This window comes from Gluconobacter sp. Gdi, assembly GCF_014132155.1.
Taxonomy (GTDB): Bacteria; Pseudomonadota; Alphaproteobacteria; order Acetobacterales; family Acetobacteraceae; genus Gluconobacter.
Genome location: NZ_BLJQ01000010.1, coordinates 1 through 15,747 on the forward strand (window position 1 = coordinate 1; position 15,747 = coordinate 15,747).

The 15,747-nt window shown below is 60.7% G+C and carries 16 protein-coding genes and 1 pseudogene; 8 read left to right on the plus strand and 9 right to left on the minus strand.

Annotated elements, in window-relative coordinates; translation table 11 throughout:
• Positions 1 to 419: 419 nt before the first annotated feature.
• Positions 420 to 560 carry a hypothetical protein gene (locus tag JN414_RS16955; protein WP_237390073.1) on the minus strand — a complete coding sequence of 47 codons (141 nt, stop codon included), beginning with the start codon at positions 558 to 560 and terminating at the stop codon, positions 420 to 422.
• 703 nt (positions 561 to 1,263) lie between these two features.
• Positions 1,264 to 2,235: pseudogene (locus JN414_RS13360) on the minus strand (aldo/keto reductase); the annotation flags it as partial.
• Between the two features lie 113 nt (positions 2,236 to 2,348).
• Between JN414_RS13360 and JN414_RS13365 the strand changes: the two are divergent.
• On the plus strand, positions 2,349 to 3,242 hold the full coding sequence (locus JN414_RS13365) for a LysR family transcriptional regulator (protein ID WP_062454929.1): 894 nt from the start codon (positions 2,349 to 2,351) through the stop codon (positions 3,240 to 3,242).
• 280 nt (positions 3,243 to 3,522) lie between these two features.
• Here JN414_RS13365 and JN414_RS13370 read toward each other — a convergent pair whose 3' ends face one another.
• Complete coding sequence (locus JN414_RS13370; RefSeq protein ID WP_202208387.1) at positions 3,523 to 4,413, minus strand: alpha/beta fold hydrolase; 891 nt, start codon at positions 4,411 to 4,413, stop codon at positions 3,523 to 3,525.
• Between the two features lie 184 nt (positions 4,414 to 4,597).
• On the minus strand, positions 4,598 to 5,548 hold the full coding sequence (locus JN414_RS13375) for a LysR family transcriptional regulator (protein WP_062454930.1): 951 nt from the start codon (positions 5,546 to 5,548) through the stop codon (positions 4,598 to 4,600).
• Between the two features lie 92 nt (positions 5,549 to 5,640).
• On the opposite strand from JN414_RS13375, the gene JN414_RS13380 reads away from it, so the two are divergent.
• Positions 5,641 to 6,582 (plus strand): NAD(P)H-binding protein, encoded by a 942-nt coding sequence (locus JN414_RS13380; RefSeq protein WP_062454931.1) that lies wholly within the window; start codon positions 5,641 to 5,643, stop codon positions 6,580 to 6,582.
• A 73-nt stretch (positions 6,583 to 6,655) separates the two neighbouring features.
• On the opposite strand, the gene JN414_RS13385 is transcribed toward JN414_RS13380, so the two are convergent.
• Positions 6,656 to 7,879 (minus strand): MFS transporter, encoded by a 1,224-nt coding sequence (locus tag JN414_RS13385; RefSeq protein ID WP_062454933.1) that lies wholly within the window; start codon positions 7,877 to 7,879, stop codon positions 6,656 to 6,658.
• A 108-nt stretch (positions 7,880 to 7,987) separates the two neighbouring features.
• Between JN414_RS13385 and JN414_RS13390 the strand changes: the two genes are divergently transcribed.
• From JN414_RS13390 to JN414_RS13415, 6 genes are all read left to right on the plus strand, one after another.
• On the plus strand, positions 7,988 to 8,644 hold the full coding sequence (locus tag JN414_RS13390; protein WP_062454935.1) for a TetR/AcrR family transcriptional regulator: 657 nt from the start codon (positions 7,988 to 7,990) through the stop codon (positions 8,642 to 8,644).
• A gap of 137 nt (positions 8,645 to 8,781) precedes the next feature.
• The gene (locus JN414_RS13395) at positions 8,782 to 9,543 is read left to right on the plus strand and encodes an SDR family NAD(P)-dependent oxidoreductase (protein WP_062454937.1); all 762 of its coding nucleotides are present in this window, start codon (positions 8,782 to 8,784) and stop codon (positions 9,541 to 9,543) included.
• A 31-nt stretch (positions 9,544 to 9,574) separates the two neighbouring features.
• Positions 9,575 to 10,009, plus strand: a complete 435-nt coding sequence (locus JN414_RS13400; protein ID WP_202208388.1) for an SRPBCC family protein — start codon at positions 9,575 to 9,577, stop codon at positions 10,007 to 10,009.
• A 14-nt stretch (positions 10,010 to 10,023) separates the two neighbouring features.
• The gene (gene bdcA, locus JN414_RS13405; protein WP_062454941.1) at positions 10,024 to 10,737 is read left to right on the plus strand and encodes an SDR family oxidoreductase; all 714 of its coding nucleotides are present in this window, start codon (positions 10,024 to 10,026) and stop codon (positions 10,735 to 10,737) included.
• A gap of 49 nt (positions 10,738 to 10,786) precedes the next feature.
• The gene (locus JN414_RS13410) at positions 10,787 to 11,677 is read left to right on the plus strand and encodes an aldo/keto reductase (RefSeq protein ID WP_062454943.1); all 891 of its coding nucleotides are present in this window, start codon (positions 10,787 to 10,789) and stop codon (positions 11,675 to 11,677) included.
• A gap of 151 nt (positions 11,678 to 11,828) precedes the next feature.
• Positions 11,829 to 12,755, plus strand: coding sequence for a LysR family transcriptional regulator (locus tag JN414_RS13415; RefSeq protein WP_003618886.1), 927 nt, complete (start codon positions 11,829 to 11,831; stop codon positions 12,753 to 12,755).
• Here JN414_RS13415 and JN414_RS13420 read toward each other — a convergent pair.
• The 4 genes from JN414_RS13420 to trbF all read right to left on the minus strand — a co-directional run bounded on the left by JN414_RS13420 (position 12,709) and on the right by trbF (position 15,747).
• Positions 12,709 to 12,927: a DUF2274 domain-containing protein gene (locus tag JN414_RS13420; RefSeq protein ID WP_003618883.1), complete on the minus strand. Its 219-nt coding sequence runs from the start codon at positions 12,925 to 12,927 to the stop codon at positions 12,709 to 12,711. The genes JN414_RS13415 and JN414_RS13420 overlap by 47 nt on opposite strands.
• The gene (locus JN414_RS13425; protein ID WP_237390074.1) at positions 12,924 to 14,018 is read right to left on the minus strand and encodes a TrbI/VirB10 family protein; all 1,095 of its coding nucleotides are present in this window, start codon (positions 14,016 to 14,018) and stop codon (positions 12,924 to 12,926) included. The genes JN414_RS13420 and JN414_RS13425 overlap by 4 nt, the downstream gene beginning before the upstream one ends.
• Positions 14,019 to 14,080: 62 nt before the next feature.
• Positions 14,081 to 15,067 (minus strand): P-type conjugative transfer protein TrbG, encoded by a 987-nt coding sequence (gene trbG / locus JN414_RS13430; RefSeq protein WP_202208389.1) that lies wholly within the window; start codon positions 15,065 to 15,067, stop codon positions 14,081 to 14,083.
• On the minus strand, positions 15,067 to 15,747 hold the full coding sequence (gene trbF, locus JN414_RS13435; protein ID WP_062454950.1) for a conjugal transfer protein TrbF: 681 nt from the start codon (positions 15,745 to 15,747) through the stop codon (positions 15,067 to 15,069). Before trbF ends, trbG begins: the two co-directional genes overlap by 1 nt.

The window sequence follows — 15,747 nt, forward strand, 5'->3', positions numbered from 1 at the left end:
ATCTGTTCATCCGTCAGCCAAAACAGGTCGCTCATCTCCAGTCTCCTCACAGAGCCTGAATCAGATTTCCGTAATCAAATCAATGGGTCCTGAGCCTAAGGCCCCTTCCCCGCTGAATATTTTCACGAGAAAGGGCGATATCTTCATCAAGCGTTTTTTTTCCAGAACCTCGTTGCTGCATTTCTCCGCGAGGTCCATCCAGCCTGGCGCATGGCTTGAGCAAGTGCCCGTTGATGGATCGTAGATAGTGGCCATTGATAATGAAGTAGCTCTTCGACCACCATTGTGAAGTGATATGGTCCGTCTGAGAGGCAGCCCAGATTTCGAGCACTTCGGGCATCCGGGCGTCCAGCCGCTCCTCGAATGACGGAAGCTGCAGAGAAGGAGGAAGTGCTTGCTCCTGCTCTTCCCGTGGAGGGTCAATTCTGCTTCCGGGTCAGCAACGCCCCGGCCTCGATTTCTTCCCACGCTTTGCGTAGCCCGATGGGCTCCCAATGTGAGCGGGAGTAATGCTCCGCTAGGTTCTCCTGAGTGATCGCCATCCACCGACCTTGCATCACGTTGAAAATTTCAATTCGTTCGGGAAAGCATTTCCATCTACGGCTTTCCCTTGGCCATTCCCTGTGCTTTGCTTCACTATGAACCGGAGCGTTGCTGTGGAGCATAAGACTGCCTGCTGGCCTTAGCCCGAACATTCTTCCAGACATGGCCCGGATCACCAAAGTCTCGAACGGACAGCGGACAAAATTCCAGGATATTTCCTGTAGTGGCCAGACGCCACCGCCAGGTAATGATGCTCCATACCAAAAGACGGTCAGGTCAGTCTCTAGGTCATATCTAGTATTGCGTGCAGCTTGCCTGGTTTGGCCCCGACAATATTCTCACTGCGTTATCACGCATGATGATATTCTTCATTGGTTTCTACGTTTCGTTCTGAACGGATGTGAAAACTGTCTGAAGCGGCCCTGTTGGCCATGGCATAGCGTGAACGCGCGTAATCCCCCGGCCTTCTTTCGAAGGTCGGGACGCATGTAAGTATCTGATGAGCCAGTGTTTCATGGCGATCAGACGTCGATTGTGAGAGAATTATGATGGAAGTGGTTGCGGGGGAAGGCAGCCAACGATACTTGCGATTGGTGGATCGCGAGATACCCCGTCTTGCCGCGTGAGACAGAGATTATGCCAAAGTGTAAGCACAGAAGTAACCTCCGGCGAGGCCGTCCATCCCCGCTCGACGCAGGAACGGCCCTTCAACGCTCGACGAAGGGCCTCCATTACGGCGGGGTAACGCTCGCCCCGGAGGGTAATGGAGGAGAGACGCTTCTCGATCGTCCGAAGATCTTGCCCGGAGAGCCGGACATTCACTGCGCCTAGATCGTCTTCGAGATGAGCCAGCTTCCGTGCGCCGGGGATCGGCACAATCCAGGGCCTGCGCGCCAGCAGCCAGGCGAGCGCGATCTGCGCCGGTGTCGTGCCCTTGTTCCACGCGATCTCTCTGACCAGATCGACGATCGCCTGATTGGCCCTCCGGTTCTCCGTATCGAAGCGCGACGTCGCGTTGCGGAAATCGCCTGTCGGGAAGGTGGTCTTTTCGTTGATCGTGCCAGTCAGGAAGCCCTTGCCGAGCGGGCTGAAGGGCACTAAGCCGATGCCCAGTTCCTCCAGCAGCGGAATGATTTCCGTCTCGGGTTCGCGCCAGAACAGCGAATACTCGCTTTGCAGTGCCGCCAGAGGCTGCACCGCATGCGCCTTGCGGATCGACTCGCCCCCCGCTTCGGACATGCCGAAATGCCGCACCTTGCCAGCCGCGATCAGGTCCTTCACCGTCCCCGCCACGTCCTCCACGGGCACATCGGGATCGACGCGATGCTGATAAAGCAGGTCGATGGTGTCGGTACGAAGGCGCTTCAGCGACCCTTCCACCGCGCGGCGGATAGTCTCGGGGCGGCTGTCTGGCCCGTCCGCGATCACGCCGTTGCGGAAGCCGAATTTTGTGGCGATCACGACCTGATCGCGGATCGGCTGCAACGCCTCGCCGACGACGTCCTCGTTTGTGAAGGGACCATAGACCTCCGCCGTGTCGAAGAACGTGACGCCGCGATCATGCGCCGCACGGATGAGCCTGATCGCCTCGCCGCGATCTGTCACCGTTCCGTAGCTGTGGCTGAGGCCCATGCAGCCGAAACCGATTGCGGAAACCTCAAGGCCACTCTTGCCAAGTACACGCTTTTCCATCGCTTATTCTCGCTTCCGGGATGTCGCCTACAAATTCCTCCCCCACTCTAACCGCTGCCCTTTATGGCGACTATGGCGTAAGATCGGCATGAACCTGTGAGCATGACGCATCAATGTTGCGAGAGAACACGAACGACCTTCTGGCCTTCATGGCGGTCGCCCGCGAACGGAGCTTCACGCGCGCGGCCGCGAAACTGGGCGTTTCGCGATCGGCTCTGAGCCACACGATCCGTAACCTCGAAGAGCGTCTGGGCCTGCGGCTACTGGCGCGCACGACCCGCAGCGTCGGCCTAACCGAAGCCGGTGCGCGTCTGCTGGACACCATCGCGCCGCGCTTCGACGAGATCGAGGCGGAACTGCTCGCCATGAGCAGCCTCGGAACCAGACCAGCCGGCACCATCCGCCTCACGGCGACCGAGCACCCTACCTACACCATCCTCTGGCCTCGGGTGTCGGAACTGCTGCGGCAATACCCGGACATAAAGGTCGAGATCGTCGTGGATTACGGCTTGCGGGATATCGTCGTCGAGCGCTTCGACGCCGGCGTGCGCGTGGGCGAGAGCATCGCCAGGGACATGATCGTCGTGCCGATCAGCCCCGCTCTGCGCTCCGCCGTCGTGTGCAGCCCGGCCTATCTCGCGCGGCACGGCGTGCCCGCGACGCCGCAGGACTTGACGACGCACGCCTGCATCAACATGCGCCTGCCCACCCACGACACGATTTTCGAGTGGGAGTTCGAGAAGCGGGGCCAGTCCCTGAACATGCGTGTCGATGGCCCGGCAGTGGTCAACACGCTCGCACTGCGCCTCAACGCCGCACTCGACGGCGTGGGCCTTGCCTACATGCCGGAGGATTACGCCATGCCCCATATCGAGGCGGGCCGACTCGTCCGCGTTCTGGAGGACTGGTGCGATCCTTACCCCGGCTGTCACCTGTTTTACCCGAGCCGCCGGCAGATGACACCGGCTTTCGCCCTGCTGGTCGAGGCGCTGCGGTATCGGGCGTAAGTTGCCGGCATCCGGCGACCACACCCTACGTAATCCTGCAGTCCCAACTCTGATCGCTGATGTCAGGCAGACAGCATAGGTCGTGAGCGATCACGGTCGGTGCCCACGTGGCGGCCACGGACGTGGCCGGGGAACCGAAGACCTGGAAAGCATAGGGATGAGACTCCCGCCGCGACAATACTGTCGCGAAGTGAAGACCGATTATCGCGAGAACAAAAGAAAGCGGGCATCTTGATCTTCTTCTTCCAGGGCATATCTCCGGCTAGGAAAAGGCATCTGTTCAGAGAAAAGCGCCAATGCTCCTCAACAATTCCTCCGGCGCTTCTTCCTGGGGGCTGTGACCACAGTCGATAGCGTGTCCCCGCACATCCGTGGCTTTTTCGCGCCACGTTTCCACGACATCATAAAGTGCGCCGACGGTCCCTCGTGCGCCCCAAAGAGCAAGGAGCGGCGCTTCGACACGGCGGTCGGCATCCTCCGCGTCATGAACGAGATCAATGCCTGCCGCTGCACGATAATCCTCACACACGGCATGCCGCATCCGGGCATCGGCATAGCAACGGCGGTATTCCGCCATCACCCGAGGATCGACGGCCCCTGAAATCTTGATTTGTCCTGCTATATGGGTTTCCAGGAAGAACTCCGGATCGGCACCGATTAGCCTTTCAGGCAACGGATAGGGCTGGATCAGAAAGAACCACCAGAAATAGCGCCGCGCAAACTCCATGTCGGTCCGGGCGTACATTGTCGCTGTCGGCGCAATGTCGATCAGCACCAGCTTTTCCACCGCCTGCGGCGCATCGAGCGCCAGGCGATGAGCCACGCGTCCACCGCGGTCATGCCCGACAAGCCGGAAGCGCTCAAAACCAAGCGCTCTCATGACGCCAATCTGATCGGCGGCCATGGCGCGCTTGGAATAGTTGATGTGTTCAGGGCCGCCATCGGGCTTTGCGCTGTCACCATAGCCTCGGAGATCAGTCGCCACGACGGTAAAACGCTCCGCCATTACCGGCGCGACCTTATGCCAGGTCAGATGCATCTGTGGATGGCCGTGAAGAAGGAGAAGCGGAGGCCCGTTCCCGCCTATGGCGGTACGGATACGAGCTCCGTTCACATCGGTATCCTGCCACGTAAAGCCGGGCAGCAATTCCGGGAATGCCCTGACGACCATAATCCCACCTGATTTTTTCGACGACCACACCAGTAAGCGGGACGTTACAGGACTATCTCTTCGTCTTCGGGTAAAAAGCCGTTTATTTATAGTCTTTCGTCATTCTCGATATCCCCGCTCCTGTCGCGCGACATACCCGTACGCAAATTTCCGGGACGTATTATTATTGCAGGCGCGCCTCTGCTCAACCGGGCCCATCCGCAGCGTCTCGCCCACCGACGCCACCAGCCGCCTGCATCACCGGCCCGGACCGGCAATACCGTCCCAGAGCCGCCACAAGATGCCCAAACGCCGCATCGATCCGGCGGCTGTGACGCAGATCTTCATGCGCGACAACCCAGGCCTCGAGTTCGGCGACCACCACGCCCGGCAGCACACGCACCAGATCCCGCTCGCCGACCGGCACTTGCGTCAAACCGATCCCCAGTCCCGCGCGTACCATGGCAAGCTGGGCCGGATGACTGTCGGTGCGGAGCGCGAAATACAGCTTCTGCCCCAGCGTCTTTTGCAATTCCCGTGTAAAATCTTGATCCATCCGGGATCGGTCCGAGCCGATCAGCGTGTGCCGGGCCAGATCCGTCGCACCTTCCGGCACCCCATGCCGCTCCAGATAAGAGGCGGTCGCGAAAAACCCGAGCGGGATACGTCCCGCCCGTTTCGCCACCAGCGCCCCATGACGCGGACGATGCATCCGGATCGCGATATCCGCTTCCTGCCCCCGCAGATCGGCGTTCTCATTGCTCAACACCAGCTCGAGGTCGAGCCCCGGATGGCGCTCCCGCAGCGGAGCCAGCAGAAGCGGCATGACCTCGATGCCGACGAATTCGGCGACGCTGATCCGCACCGTTCCCGCAATCTCGCCCCCGGACGCGGACACAGCGCGATAGAAAGCCTCCGACGCGAAGGCCATACGCCGGACATGGATCGCCAGTTCCCGCGCTTCATCCGTCGGAACCAGCCCATTCACAGTGCGCGAGAAGAGCGGCTGACCGATCGCACCTTCCAGCGCCTCGATCCGGTGACGCACGGTCGGCTGGGTCAGGCCAAGCCTCCGCGCCGCCGCCGACAGGCTTCCCGTATCGAGAACAGCGAGGAAAGCCCGTTGGCCGTCCCAGTCCGGAGAAAGAGTGCTCATTATTTTTCAATGAGCAGCATGACGATCTTTGTCAATTTCCTTCATAACCGTCCCGGTTCATCCTCCCGGCGGAAACGCAGGGAGATCGCAGCATGGCGAAAACAATTCTCGTTCTGGGGGCAACCGGCGGCATTGGCGGCGCCGTCGCACGGGTCATGATGCGTCGCGGCTGGCAGGTGCGGGCAATGGTACGTGATCCAGCCCATGCCCGGGCGGGCTGGGGTGACGATGCGAGGCCCCACTGGGTGCAGGGCGATGCCATGCGCCGTGACGATGTGGTGCATGCCGCGACCGGTGTCGATGCAATCCTGCACGGCGTCAATCCGGCGGGCTACCGCAACTGGCAAACAACGGTGCTGCCGATGATCGACAACACGATCGCCGCCGCTAGGGCTGCCAGCGGAGCGCGCATTGTCCTTCCGGGGACGATCTACAATTATGACGCCGCCACAACGCCGGTGATCGACGAGACGACGCCGCAAAATCCGCCCGGCCGCAAAGGCAAGATCCGCAAGATCCTCGAACGCCGCCTGATCGACGCCGCCCCGGAGGTTCCGAGCCTGATCGTGCGGGCGGGCGACTATTTCGGACCTGGCGCGCGCCAGAGCTGGTTCGCTCAGGCGTTGGCGAAGGCGCCGCTGAAGCAGATCACCTATCCCGGCCTCACTGGTATCGGTCATGCCTGGGCCTGTCTGCCCGATCTGGCCGAGGCGATCGCGCGGCTGCTCGAACTGCCCCCCGGCATCCTCTTGCCCGTCGAGTGCGTGCAGTTTGGCGGGTTCTGGGACGCCGACGGCGCCCGGATGATCGACGCGATCCGCCGCGCGGCAGGCAGGCCGGATCTGCCGGTCCGGCGTTTCCCGTGGTGGTTGATGCGCCTTCTCGCTCCGTTCGGGGGTTTCCCCCGCGAGGTGATGGAGGTGCTGCCCTACTGGCGCTATCCGGTCCGGCTCGACAACACTCGCCTCGTCCGGTTGCTGGGATCAGAGCCTCATACCGACATCGATCAAGCCGTCAGAAACGCCCTGAACTGACCCGGAGTCTTAACGTCGCAATATTTGGCATACGCATTTTGGCTCGCGGGAGCAGAGCTGTCTGCAACTTTAGTTAACCTGCATCATGACTGCCCCCCTGCTTGAGTCGGTGGCCAGATCGAAATCCATGCGATCGCGCTGTCCATGCGATCAGGAAACCGACGGCGACGAGCACCATCACGGCCCATGGGAACGACGCCGCGCCCCATGTATCGAACAACACACCACCCAGAAGGCCACCTCCGGCTATGGCACTGTTCCACGCCACGACATTCATCGACAGCGCGACGTCCGCGCCAGCGCCGGCCGCATCGGCCAGCGCGGTCTGGAGCAAGGTTGCGGCCCCGCCGAATGTCAGCCCCCATATCGTGACACCAATCACGATCACAGTCGGCGACGCTGATTCAATGGCGAAAGCCACTGACACGACTGCGAATAGGGCCAGACTGAGCAGAACGGACAAGCGTAAAGCATGATCGACCGTGCGGCTGGTCAGCAAGATGCCCGCCAGCGCGGCAATCCCGAACAGCAGCAGAATGCGATCCGCCTGCCCTACTAGTCCGGCAGGTGCGATGAACGGCACAATGTAGGTGTAGAGCACGTTGTGCGCGAGCATCCACGCCATCACGACCCCCAGAACGGGCTTCACACCCGGCATGCCCAGAACATGCCGGAATGGCAGACGCTCGTGATGTGCAGCGCCCGGAAAATCAGGAACCTTTGCCAAAACCCACGCAATCAAAAGCACTGTCAGACCCGACATGATCCAGAACGTCAGGCGCCAGCCGACAACAGCCCCCAGCCATGTGCCTGAGGGAACCCCCAGAGAAAGCGCGATTGGTGTGCCTACCATAGCAATCGCAAGAGCTTGCCCCTGCTGAGCGCGCGTTACCATCCTGCGCGCGTAGCCGGCCAGCAACGCCCAGGCGAGACCCGCCGCCGCACCCGCTCCGTAGCGGGCCATGAGAGTCGCGCCATAATGCGTCGAAAACGCGGTGATGGAATTGAACACCACGAAGCCGATGATCGCCAGCAGGAGAACCCTCCTGCGCCGCCATCGCTGCGTGGCGAGCGTCAGCGGGATCGCCGCACTCAGAGAACCGACGGCATAGGCCGTCACCATCTGCCCAGCGAATGCCGGGGAAACATGCAGACCAGCGCCGATCTCGGGCAAAAGACCCGCCGGAAGAGTTTCTGTCATAATGCAGATGAAGCCGGTCATGGCCAGCGCGAGCAGACCGGAAACAGGCAAGCGCTCGTCGGTTTTTTTCGCGGAGGGTACGATGGTCGGTGTCATGAGCCACTCAATATATGGAACGAATGATACATATATATGCGGACCATAAAATCTTGGCAATAATTTCTGGATCGATTAATATGAAAGTCTTTTCAAAGGAGCACTAGCATGGCGCGGACTGGCCGTCCCCGTGAGTTTGACCGCGACAAGGCGATCGACGCCGCCACGGCGCTTTTCTGGGCGCAGGGTTATGAACCGACGTCCCTGACCCAGCTCAAGGCCACCATGGGCCATATCTCGCCCGCGAGTTTCTATGCCGCGTTCGGTTCTAAGGAAGCCCTGTTCCGGGAAGTCGTGCAGCATTATCTCGCAACGTATGGTCAGGTCATGGCCCCCTTATGGGATGAAAGCCTGCCGCCACGTGAGGCCATCGAACGGACGTTACGCGGCTCAGCGCGCATGCAGGCGGCCCGTACGCATCCGACCGGCTGTCTGGTCGTGTCCGGCGCCAGCAATTGCTCACCCGAGAACGAACCTGTCCAAGCCCTTCTCGCCGCAGAACGACAGCGTACGCGGGCAGGTATTAAGGCCTGCGTGGAGCGCGGCATAGCCAGAAATGAATTGAAGGCCTCCCCGTCAACAGATGTCCTGCCCGATATTCTCGCTACTTTTTTTCATGGCATGACATGCGAAGCGCGGGATGGAATGACTGTTGACACTCTGGATGCTGCCATCACATCCCTCCTTACGTTGTGGGATATCAACACGGTCAAACCTCTCAAAAATCGACAAAAAAACACCGAAAACACGGGGGTCAGACTGTAGCCTTCTACAAAAACCCCCAACTTTCATATCGTCCGGTCCACAATTCCTTGACGTCGCTTCATGTCCATATTATGGATCGGGTGATACGGAAGTTGGGTTCCCGAATAGGACGCCATCTTTCCGCGAGGAGTCCGTTTATGAACACACCCAAAATCGCCCTTATCACGGGTGCCAATCGCGGCATCGGCTACAGTATCGCGAGGCATCTGACGGATGCTGGCATTAATGTCGTCGGCACTTATCATGCCAATGAAGACGAGGCGAAAGCTGCCGAAATCGCCCTCAGCCATGAAAAAGCGAAGTTGCGTATGCTGCAACTGGACATCGCGAACCATACGTCGTTCACGGATTTTGCTCAGCGGGTGAAAGCCCTTCTCGCAAACGAGTTCGGGCTGCAGGGACTAAATTATGTTGTCCAGAACGCCGGCAACATCATTCACACGCGCTTCGATGCCGCCACTTCCGAACAACTCGACAATCAGTACAACATCCACTTCAAGGGCCCTTACCTGCTGACAGTGGCGCTCCTGCCACTGCTTCGCGATGGCGGCCGTATTCTCAACATCACCTCTGCCGCGACCCGCTTTTATCTGACGGATCATGGTCCCTATTCGGCCATGAAAGCCGCAACCGAGGTCATTTCGCTCTACATGGCGAAGGAACTGGGTGAGCGGGGGATTACCGTCAATGCCGTCGCACCTGGCGCGGTCGCATCGGATTTTGGCGGTGGGCTGGTCCGTGACGATGCCACGGTAAACAAAAGCCTTGCAGACATCACGCCGCTGGGACGTGTCGGGCAACCCGATGACATCGGAGCCGCTGTCCGTGCTCTTCTTTCTGACGACATGCTCTGGGTGAACGGTCAACGCATCGAAGTGACGGGAGGGCAGTCGCTATGATGGCCGGACAGACACGAACAGGAGCCGCATTATGATCCATGTGATGGCCAGCAGCGTTCTTCCTGCCTCCGTTTCGTCCGTCTGGGGGCTGATCCGCGATTTCGGCGCTCTTGGGAATTGGCTGCCAGATGTGAAAAGCTGCGTGATCGAGGGCGATGAGCCCGGCGACCGGGTGGGCGCGATCCGCCGTCTTGAAATGGGCGACGTTGGTGTGATCCGGGAACAGCTTCTCGCATTATCCGACGTGGATCATGCGGTGACGTTCTCGATTATCGAGTCCGCCCTGCCGATCAGTAATTATCGGTCGACAATCAGCCTTCTTCCCATAACGGATGGTGACCGCACGTTCATTCAGTGGCGGGGAGAGTTCGAAGCGCCCCTCGAACATGCCGCCAGTATGGAGGCCAGGATGCCGACAGGTATCTATCAGCCAGCATTCGACAGCCTGGCAAAAATCTTAGCGTAGCAGGAAATGCCGTCATGAACAATTTTGAGGGAAAATCCGTCCTCGTGCTTGGCGGCAGCCGCGGGATTGGGGCCGCCATCGTGCGCCGTTTCGCTTCGAAGGGAGCGAAGGTTCTTTTCACATATTGGTCTTCCCCGGACGATGCCGAAGTTTTGGCGGCTGAGACCGGAAGCAAGGCCCTCCGCGCCGACAGTGGCGACCGGGACACTCTCATCGCGCTGATCGCTTCGCTCAGTCCTCTCGACGTGCTGGTCGTCAACTCTGGAATTCTTGGCGCGGGCGATCCGCTGGAGATCCCCCCGGATGACATCGACCGGCTGTTTCGTATCAACATCCATGCGCCTTACCATGCCGCCATTGCTGCTGCCCGGACCATGCCCGCCGGGGGCCGCATCATCTTCATCGGGTCCGCCAATGCCGACCGTATGCCGATGACTGGCCTTGCAGCCTACAGCGCCAGCAAGGCCGCACTGAAAGGCATGGTCAAAGGACTGGCTCGTGATTTCGGAGCGCGCGGCATCACCGTCAATGTCGTCCAGCCCGGCCCCACTGATACAGACATGAACCCTGCCGATGGACCGCTGAAAGACGTGATGCACGACTTCATGGCGATCAAACGCCATGCCACGGGCGCGGAGATTGCGGGGCTGGTCGCGTATCTTGCCGGACCAGAGGCCGGCATCATCACGGGCGCCGCCTACAACATCGATGGTGGCTTCGCGGCCTGACGAAATGACTGATCCCTTAACCACCCGCTGGAAATAAGGACCGAGGACCATGACCGATACAGCTTCCAACGCTGCCAGCTCCGGCACCTTCACGATCGGCGGCGATCTCGCCGTTCATCGGCTCGGTTTCGGCGCCATGCGCATCACGGGCAAAGGCATATGGGGACCGCCCGCCGATCACGACGAGGCCATCCGCACGCTGAAGCGCCTTCCCGAACTCGGCGTCAACTTCATCGACACGTCGGACGCCTACGGGCCGGATGTTTCGGAATGGCTGATTAAAGAGGCGCTTCACCCATATCCCAAAGGTCTCGTGATCGCCACGAAGGGCGGGCTGACCCGGTCGGGGCCAGATATCTGGAAGCCGGTCGGACGACCGGAATATCTTCTCCAGCAGGTGCATAAAAGTCTGCGGAATCTCGGCGTCGAGCAGATCGATCTGTGGCAGTTGCACCGGATCGATCCCAAAGTCCCGGCGGATGAGCAGTTCGAGGCGGTCCGGTCCTTCATCGATCAGGGACTGATCCGCCACGCGGGACTGAGCGAGGTCTCCGTAGAAGAGATCAAAGCGGCATCGAAGTTCTTTGACGTGGCGACCGTCCAGAACCGCTACAATCTCGTTGATCGCAGCAGCGAAGACGTGCTCGACTACTGCACGCCGCAAAACATCGGATTCATCCCGTGGTTCCCCCTCGCGGCCGGCGACCTCGCCAAGCCGGGATCGATTTTAGACACCATGGCAGGCAAATACGGCGCTCACCCGAGCCAGATCGCTCTGGCCTGGGTCCTGAAGCGCAGTCCAGTGATGCTGCCAATCCCCGGGACCTCGAAGGTCGCGCATCTTGAGCAGAATATCGCCACTGCAGACATCACCCTGTCTGAGGAAGATTTCGCGGTGTTGGACGCGGAGGGACGCAAGGCGCTTCAAGCGGCATCTTGACCTCAATGTCGCACATCACCCGACGTATCAATTCATAAGAGAAGCCTTAAATCCATGGCCGGACGATATCTACACAATCCACGTGGAACACATGTCGGACAAGCACGGATGGAACAAATAGGAACCGAGGCAGAAAGGGATCATAACGACCATGCGCACTGCGGAACTCCGCTATTTTCTGGCTTCTGTTGAAGCTGGAAGTTTCGGGAAGGCCGCATCATCCCTTCAACTGCGAGTATCGACGGTCAGCCGAGCAATTGCTCGACTTGAGGATCAACTGGGTGTTGCGCTCTTTGAACGAACCTCCTCTGGCATTAAACTTACGACTGCGGGACGCATAGCATTACGCTGTGTCCGTCGCGTCCTGCGCGAGACAAATGCACTCACGGAAACACTCGACCGAAGTTCCTTCGGAGAAATCGGAGAGGTGCATCTCGGTTTTCATCTTCCACCTCTAAACGCCGTCCTGACAAGTTTGCTCGTCGAATGGCGGACAACCTATCCCGGCATAAGTGTCACACCACACGAACCGGGTGAAAGAACACTCCATTCCGCACTGATCGAACGTCATATCGACGTTGCCTTGCTTCCTGAATTAGCCCTTTCTCAACACCACCCGCATACTCCAATTTACTTCGAGCCCTTGATGGCGGCCGTGCCAAATACTCACCGCCTCGCCGAAAAAACAACAATTCAATGGACTGACCTCAAAAACGAAAATCTGCTTCTATGGTCGTGGGGAAAAGATAGGATCGGTCGTGATTTCTTTGCTACGCGGCTACCCGGCATTAATGTGCGCATTTTTGAAACGGGCAACATGACCCTGCTCGCTTTCGTGCGGGCAGGATACGGCGTCACTGTCGCAGCGCAAACTTATTCGACTCTCAACCTCCCCGGCCTGAAATTCATCCCAATCGACGAGGAAGATGCCGGGTTCAAGATCAATCTGGTCTGGCGTGCCGAAAGCGAAGATCCCGTCGTAGGAAAATTTGTCGCCTTCATGCGTGACCGGGCAAAGCCCTATTGGCGAGTTACCTCTCCCCGCGCAGCTTCCGAAAGCCCCTATCCGCCCCCATGAAACGAGCGAGCATTGGTGAGATCAGCTTCGCTACTGCGATCTCGGCCTGACCGCTCTCACGCGCCAGCAACCGCCCGTATTCAACCAGATCGCGATGTACGGTGGCCGGTAGCTCAATGGTCAGCCGCACCGGTTTGTCATTCTCAATCGGCCCAAGCCTGAGCTTTGTCATCGGGGAGCCTCCTGTCTGTAGGGGGAAAGAACCAGATCGCGATGCACCATGACCCGGACGGGAAAACCGCGCCGGATCGTATTGGTGGGCTGGATATTGAGCGAGCGTCCGACCATCTGCTCACCGATCTGGTTAAATCCTTGCGATCCGCCGGTGCGCAGCGCCTGGGCGATGCCATTGCTACCGCCAATATCGGCTTCTGAACCCACGCTCAGCATCGTCGAAACCAGAGCGGCCTTGAACACCTCCCCCCAGTGATTGTCGGTCTGGTCCTGCAACCCGGCGTAGCCCGCCGCATCGGCGGCAGGTTCGTTTTCTAATACGATCGAATCCCCGACCCCGCGTATCAGCCGGGTCCAGACCAGCAGCACGCGGGTCTGGCCGTAGGCGATCTGGGAGTCATAGCGGCCGATCAGTTTCGCGCCCTGCGGGATCAGCAGGATATGGCCGGTCGGACTGTCATAGACATTCTCCGTCACCTGCGCCGTGACCTCACCGGGCAGGTCGGAGCGGATGCCGGTAATCAGCGCGCCGGAAATGATCGATCCCGCCTGGATTACATACGGGCTGGGAGCAGGCGTCAGGCGCACAGCACTCACGGTACGCTGGTCAACCGGGCTATCGAGAAACACCTGGTTGCGATCGGTCGAATTAACGGGGAATGGAACTGTGGGCGGGTCGGCCGTCACCGAGGCAGTGCTGTTTCGCCCGACCTGCGTCTGGGTAAAGAGATGGCTGACCCGTGCGGCTTCCTGCTCCTGGGCCATGCGCTGCTTCTCGGGATCAGCCGGTGCGGCGGGTGTCGCCATGCCGGGAGCACCCACGCCTGCCTTGAGGAACGGCCTGCCGAGATCGCCGGGCAGCGGTGGCCCGAGGCGCGGCAGGTGGGTATAGTCTCCCGGCAGGTTCGCCAGCCCGTCCGGTGTGGTGCGATTGCCGGTATTATAAAGCTCGGCCTTGCCCGTTCGGGGTGCGGGCTTCAGCGCCACATAGAGCGCACCCCCGACACCGAGCACCGCCACCAGCGTCAGCCCCATGATCACCTTGCGCGACAATCGCGTGACCGGCGGTCGCGTGACGCGCAACCGCATCTCGCCCGGCGGCCTGACGGGAGGCGCCGGTTTTCCCGCTTCCTCCGCTCCGGTGCTCCCGCTCACGACCGACGGGCTCCATCGGTGCGCACGATGCGCACCACCTGCTGATGCTTCGCCCCCAGTCGCAATTCGGCTGCCGCGAACAGGCGATCGACGATCATCCGGTTGCCGCGCACCCGGTAATTCACCAATTGTCCGTCGCCCTGTGGGCCGATCACCCACAGCGGCGGCATTTCCCCCTGGGCGATGCCGGTCGGAAACTCGATGAACACCTGCCGCCCATCATCGAAGGCCCTCAATGGCCTCCACGGTGCCTCGTCACCCTCGATCCGGTAGCGGAAATTCAGCGCATCGAGATCGATGCCCGTCGCGACCGGAGTGCCAAGATCAGAATCCCGATCCTGGCCGCGCAGGGCAACGATCTGGTCCTGCGGATAGTCCCAGGATACCGAGGCCATATAGGTCCGCTCATCGGAGCGCAGTTCCAGATGATAGGTGCGCCGGTCGGTATTGATGACCAGGTTGGTCGTCAGGTCCGGACGGGTCGGCTTGAGCAGGATATGAATCCGTTTCGACATCCCTGCCCCGCTCTCGGTGTCGCCGATAATCCAGCGCACGGTATCGCCGGCGGCGACCGGACCCGAACCGACCAGCTTCTCGCCCGGCTGCAGCGCGATATCGGTGATCTCGCCGGGTGCGGCGTAGAGCTGATAGAGCGCGCCCTCAGAAAAGGGGTAGACCTGGATCGCATTCAGATAGCCGGCCCGCGTCGGTTGGATCCGCGCCGCACTGTTGGCGAGCTCGACCCGCTGATGCGGATCCGTCGGGTCCGGAGCCGCATGCCGAAAGGGAATCGGCTTGAGTTGCCCCGGCAGCGGCAAGGGCTCGGGCAGTGCGACCACCTGCACCGGCTTGGGCGGCTCCGGGGTGAGAACCGCCTGCCGGGGCGTATCGTCGTACCGGATGGCAGGCGGCTTCCATGAGGAGCAGGCTGCAAGGGGCGCCAGCAGGATCATGAACGGCGCGATGGTGTTGAAGGTGCGCATCAGCCGAGTTCCCTGGACCAGTTGAGGGCATGGATGTAGATGCCAAGCGGGTTCTTGCGCAGCCGCTCGGCATCGGTCGGGGTGTTCACAACAATGGTGAGGATCGCGCTCCAGCGCTCGGTGGCGGCCAGCGCGCCGTCGACATAGCGGCGCTCGATCCATTCCACCCGGAAGCTGTCGTCGGAAGCGCGGATGACGCTGGCGATCTCGACCGCCACCTGCATCTTGCCGATCCGGCTGAAGGGATCGTTGGTGCGGGCATAATCGTTCAGGGCCAGCGCGCCGCGGTCGGTGACGTAGTTGTAGGCGTCGAGCCAGTTCTGCCGCAGCACCACCGGATCGGCCGGGATGCCGCGCACCTCGGCGATGAAGCGTGCCAGATACCAGGCGATCTGCGGATCGGTCGGCCGATAGGCGGCCGTCGCCGGACCAACGGCCTGCGCCTGGCCGAGATGGTCGATCTGCACCACCCAGGGGGTGATGGTGCCGCGCGCCGACTGCCAGACCAGCCCGGCGGCGAGGCCACCGCTCAAAGCCAGGCAGCCGAAGAAGGCCAGCCGCCAGTTGCGCGCCTGGACACGGGCCGAGCCGATGCGGTCGTCCCAGACCTGTCCGGCCCTGTGATAGGGCGTCTCGGGTTCCGGTGTTCTTCCGAAACGCACATTGGGGCGGCGGAACAT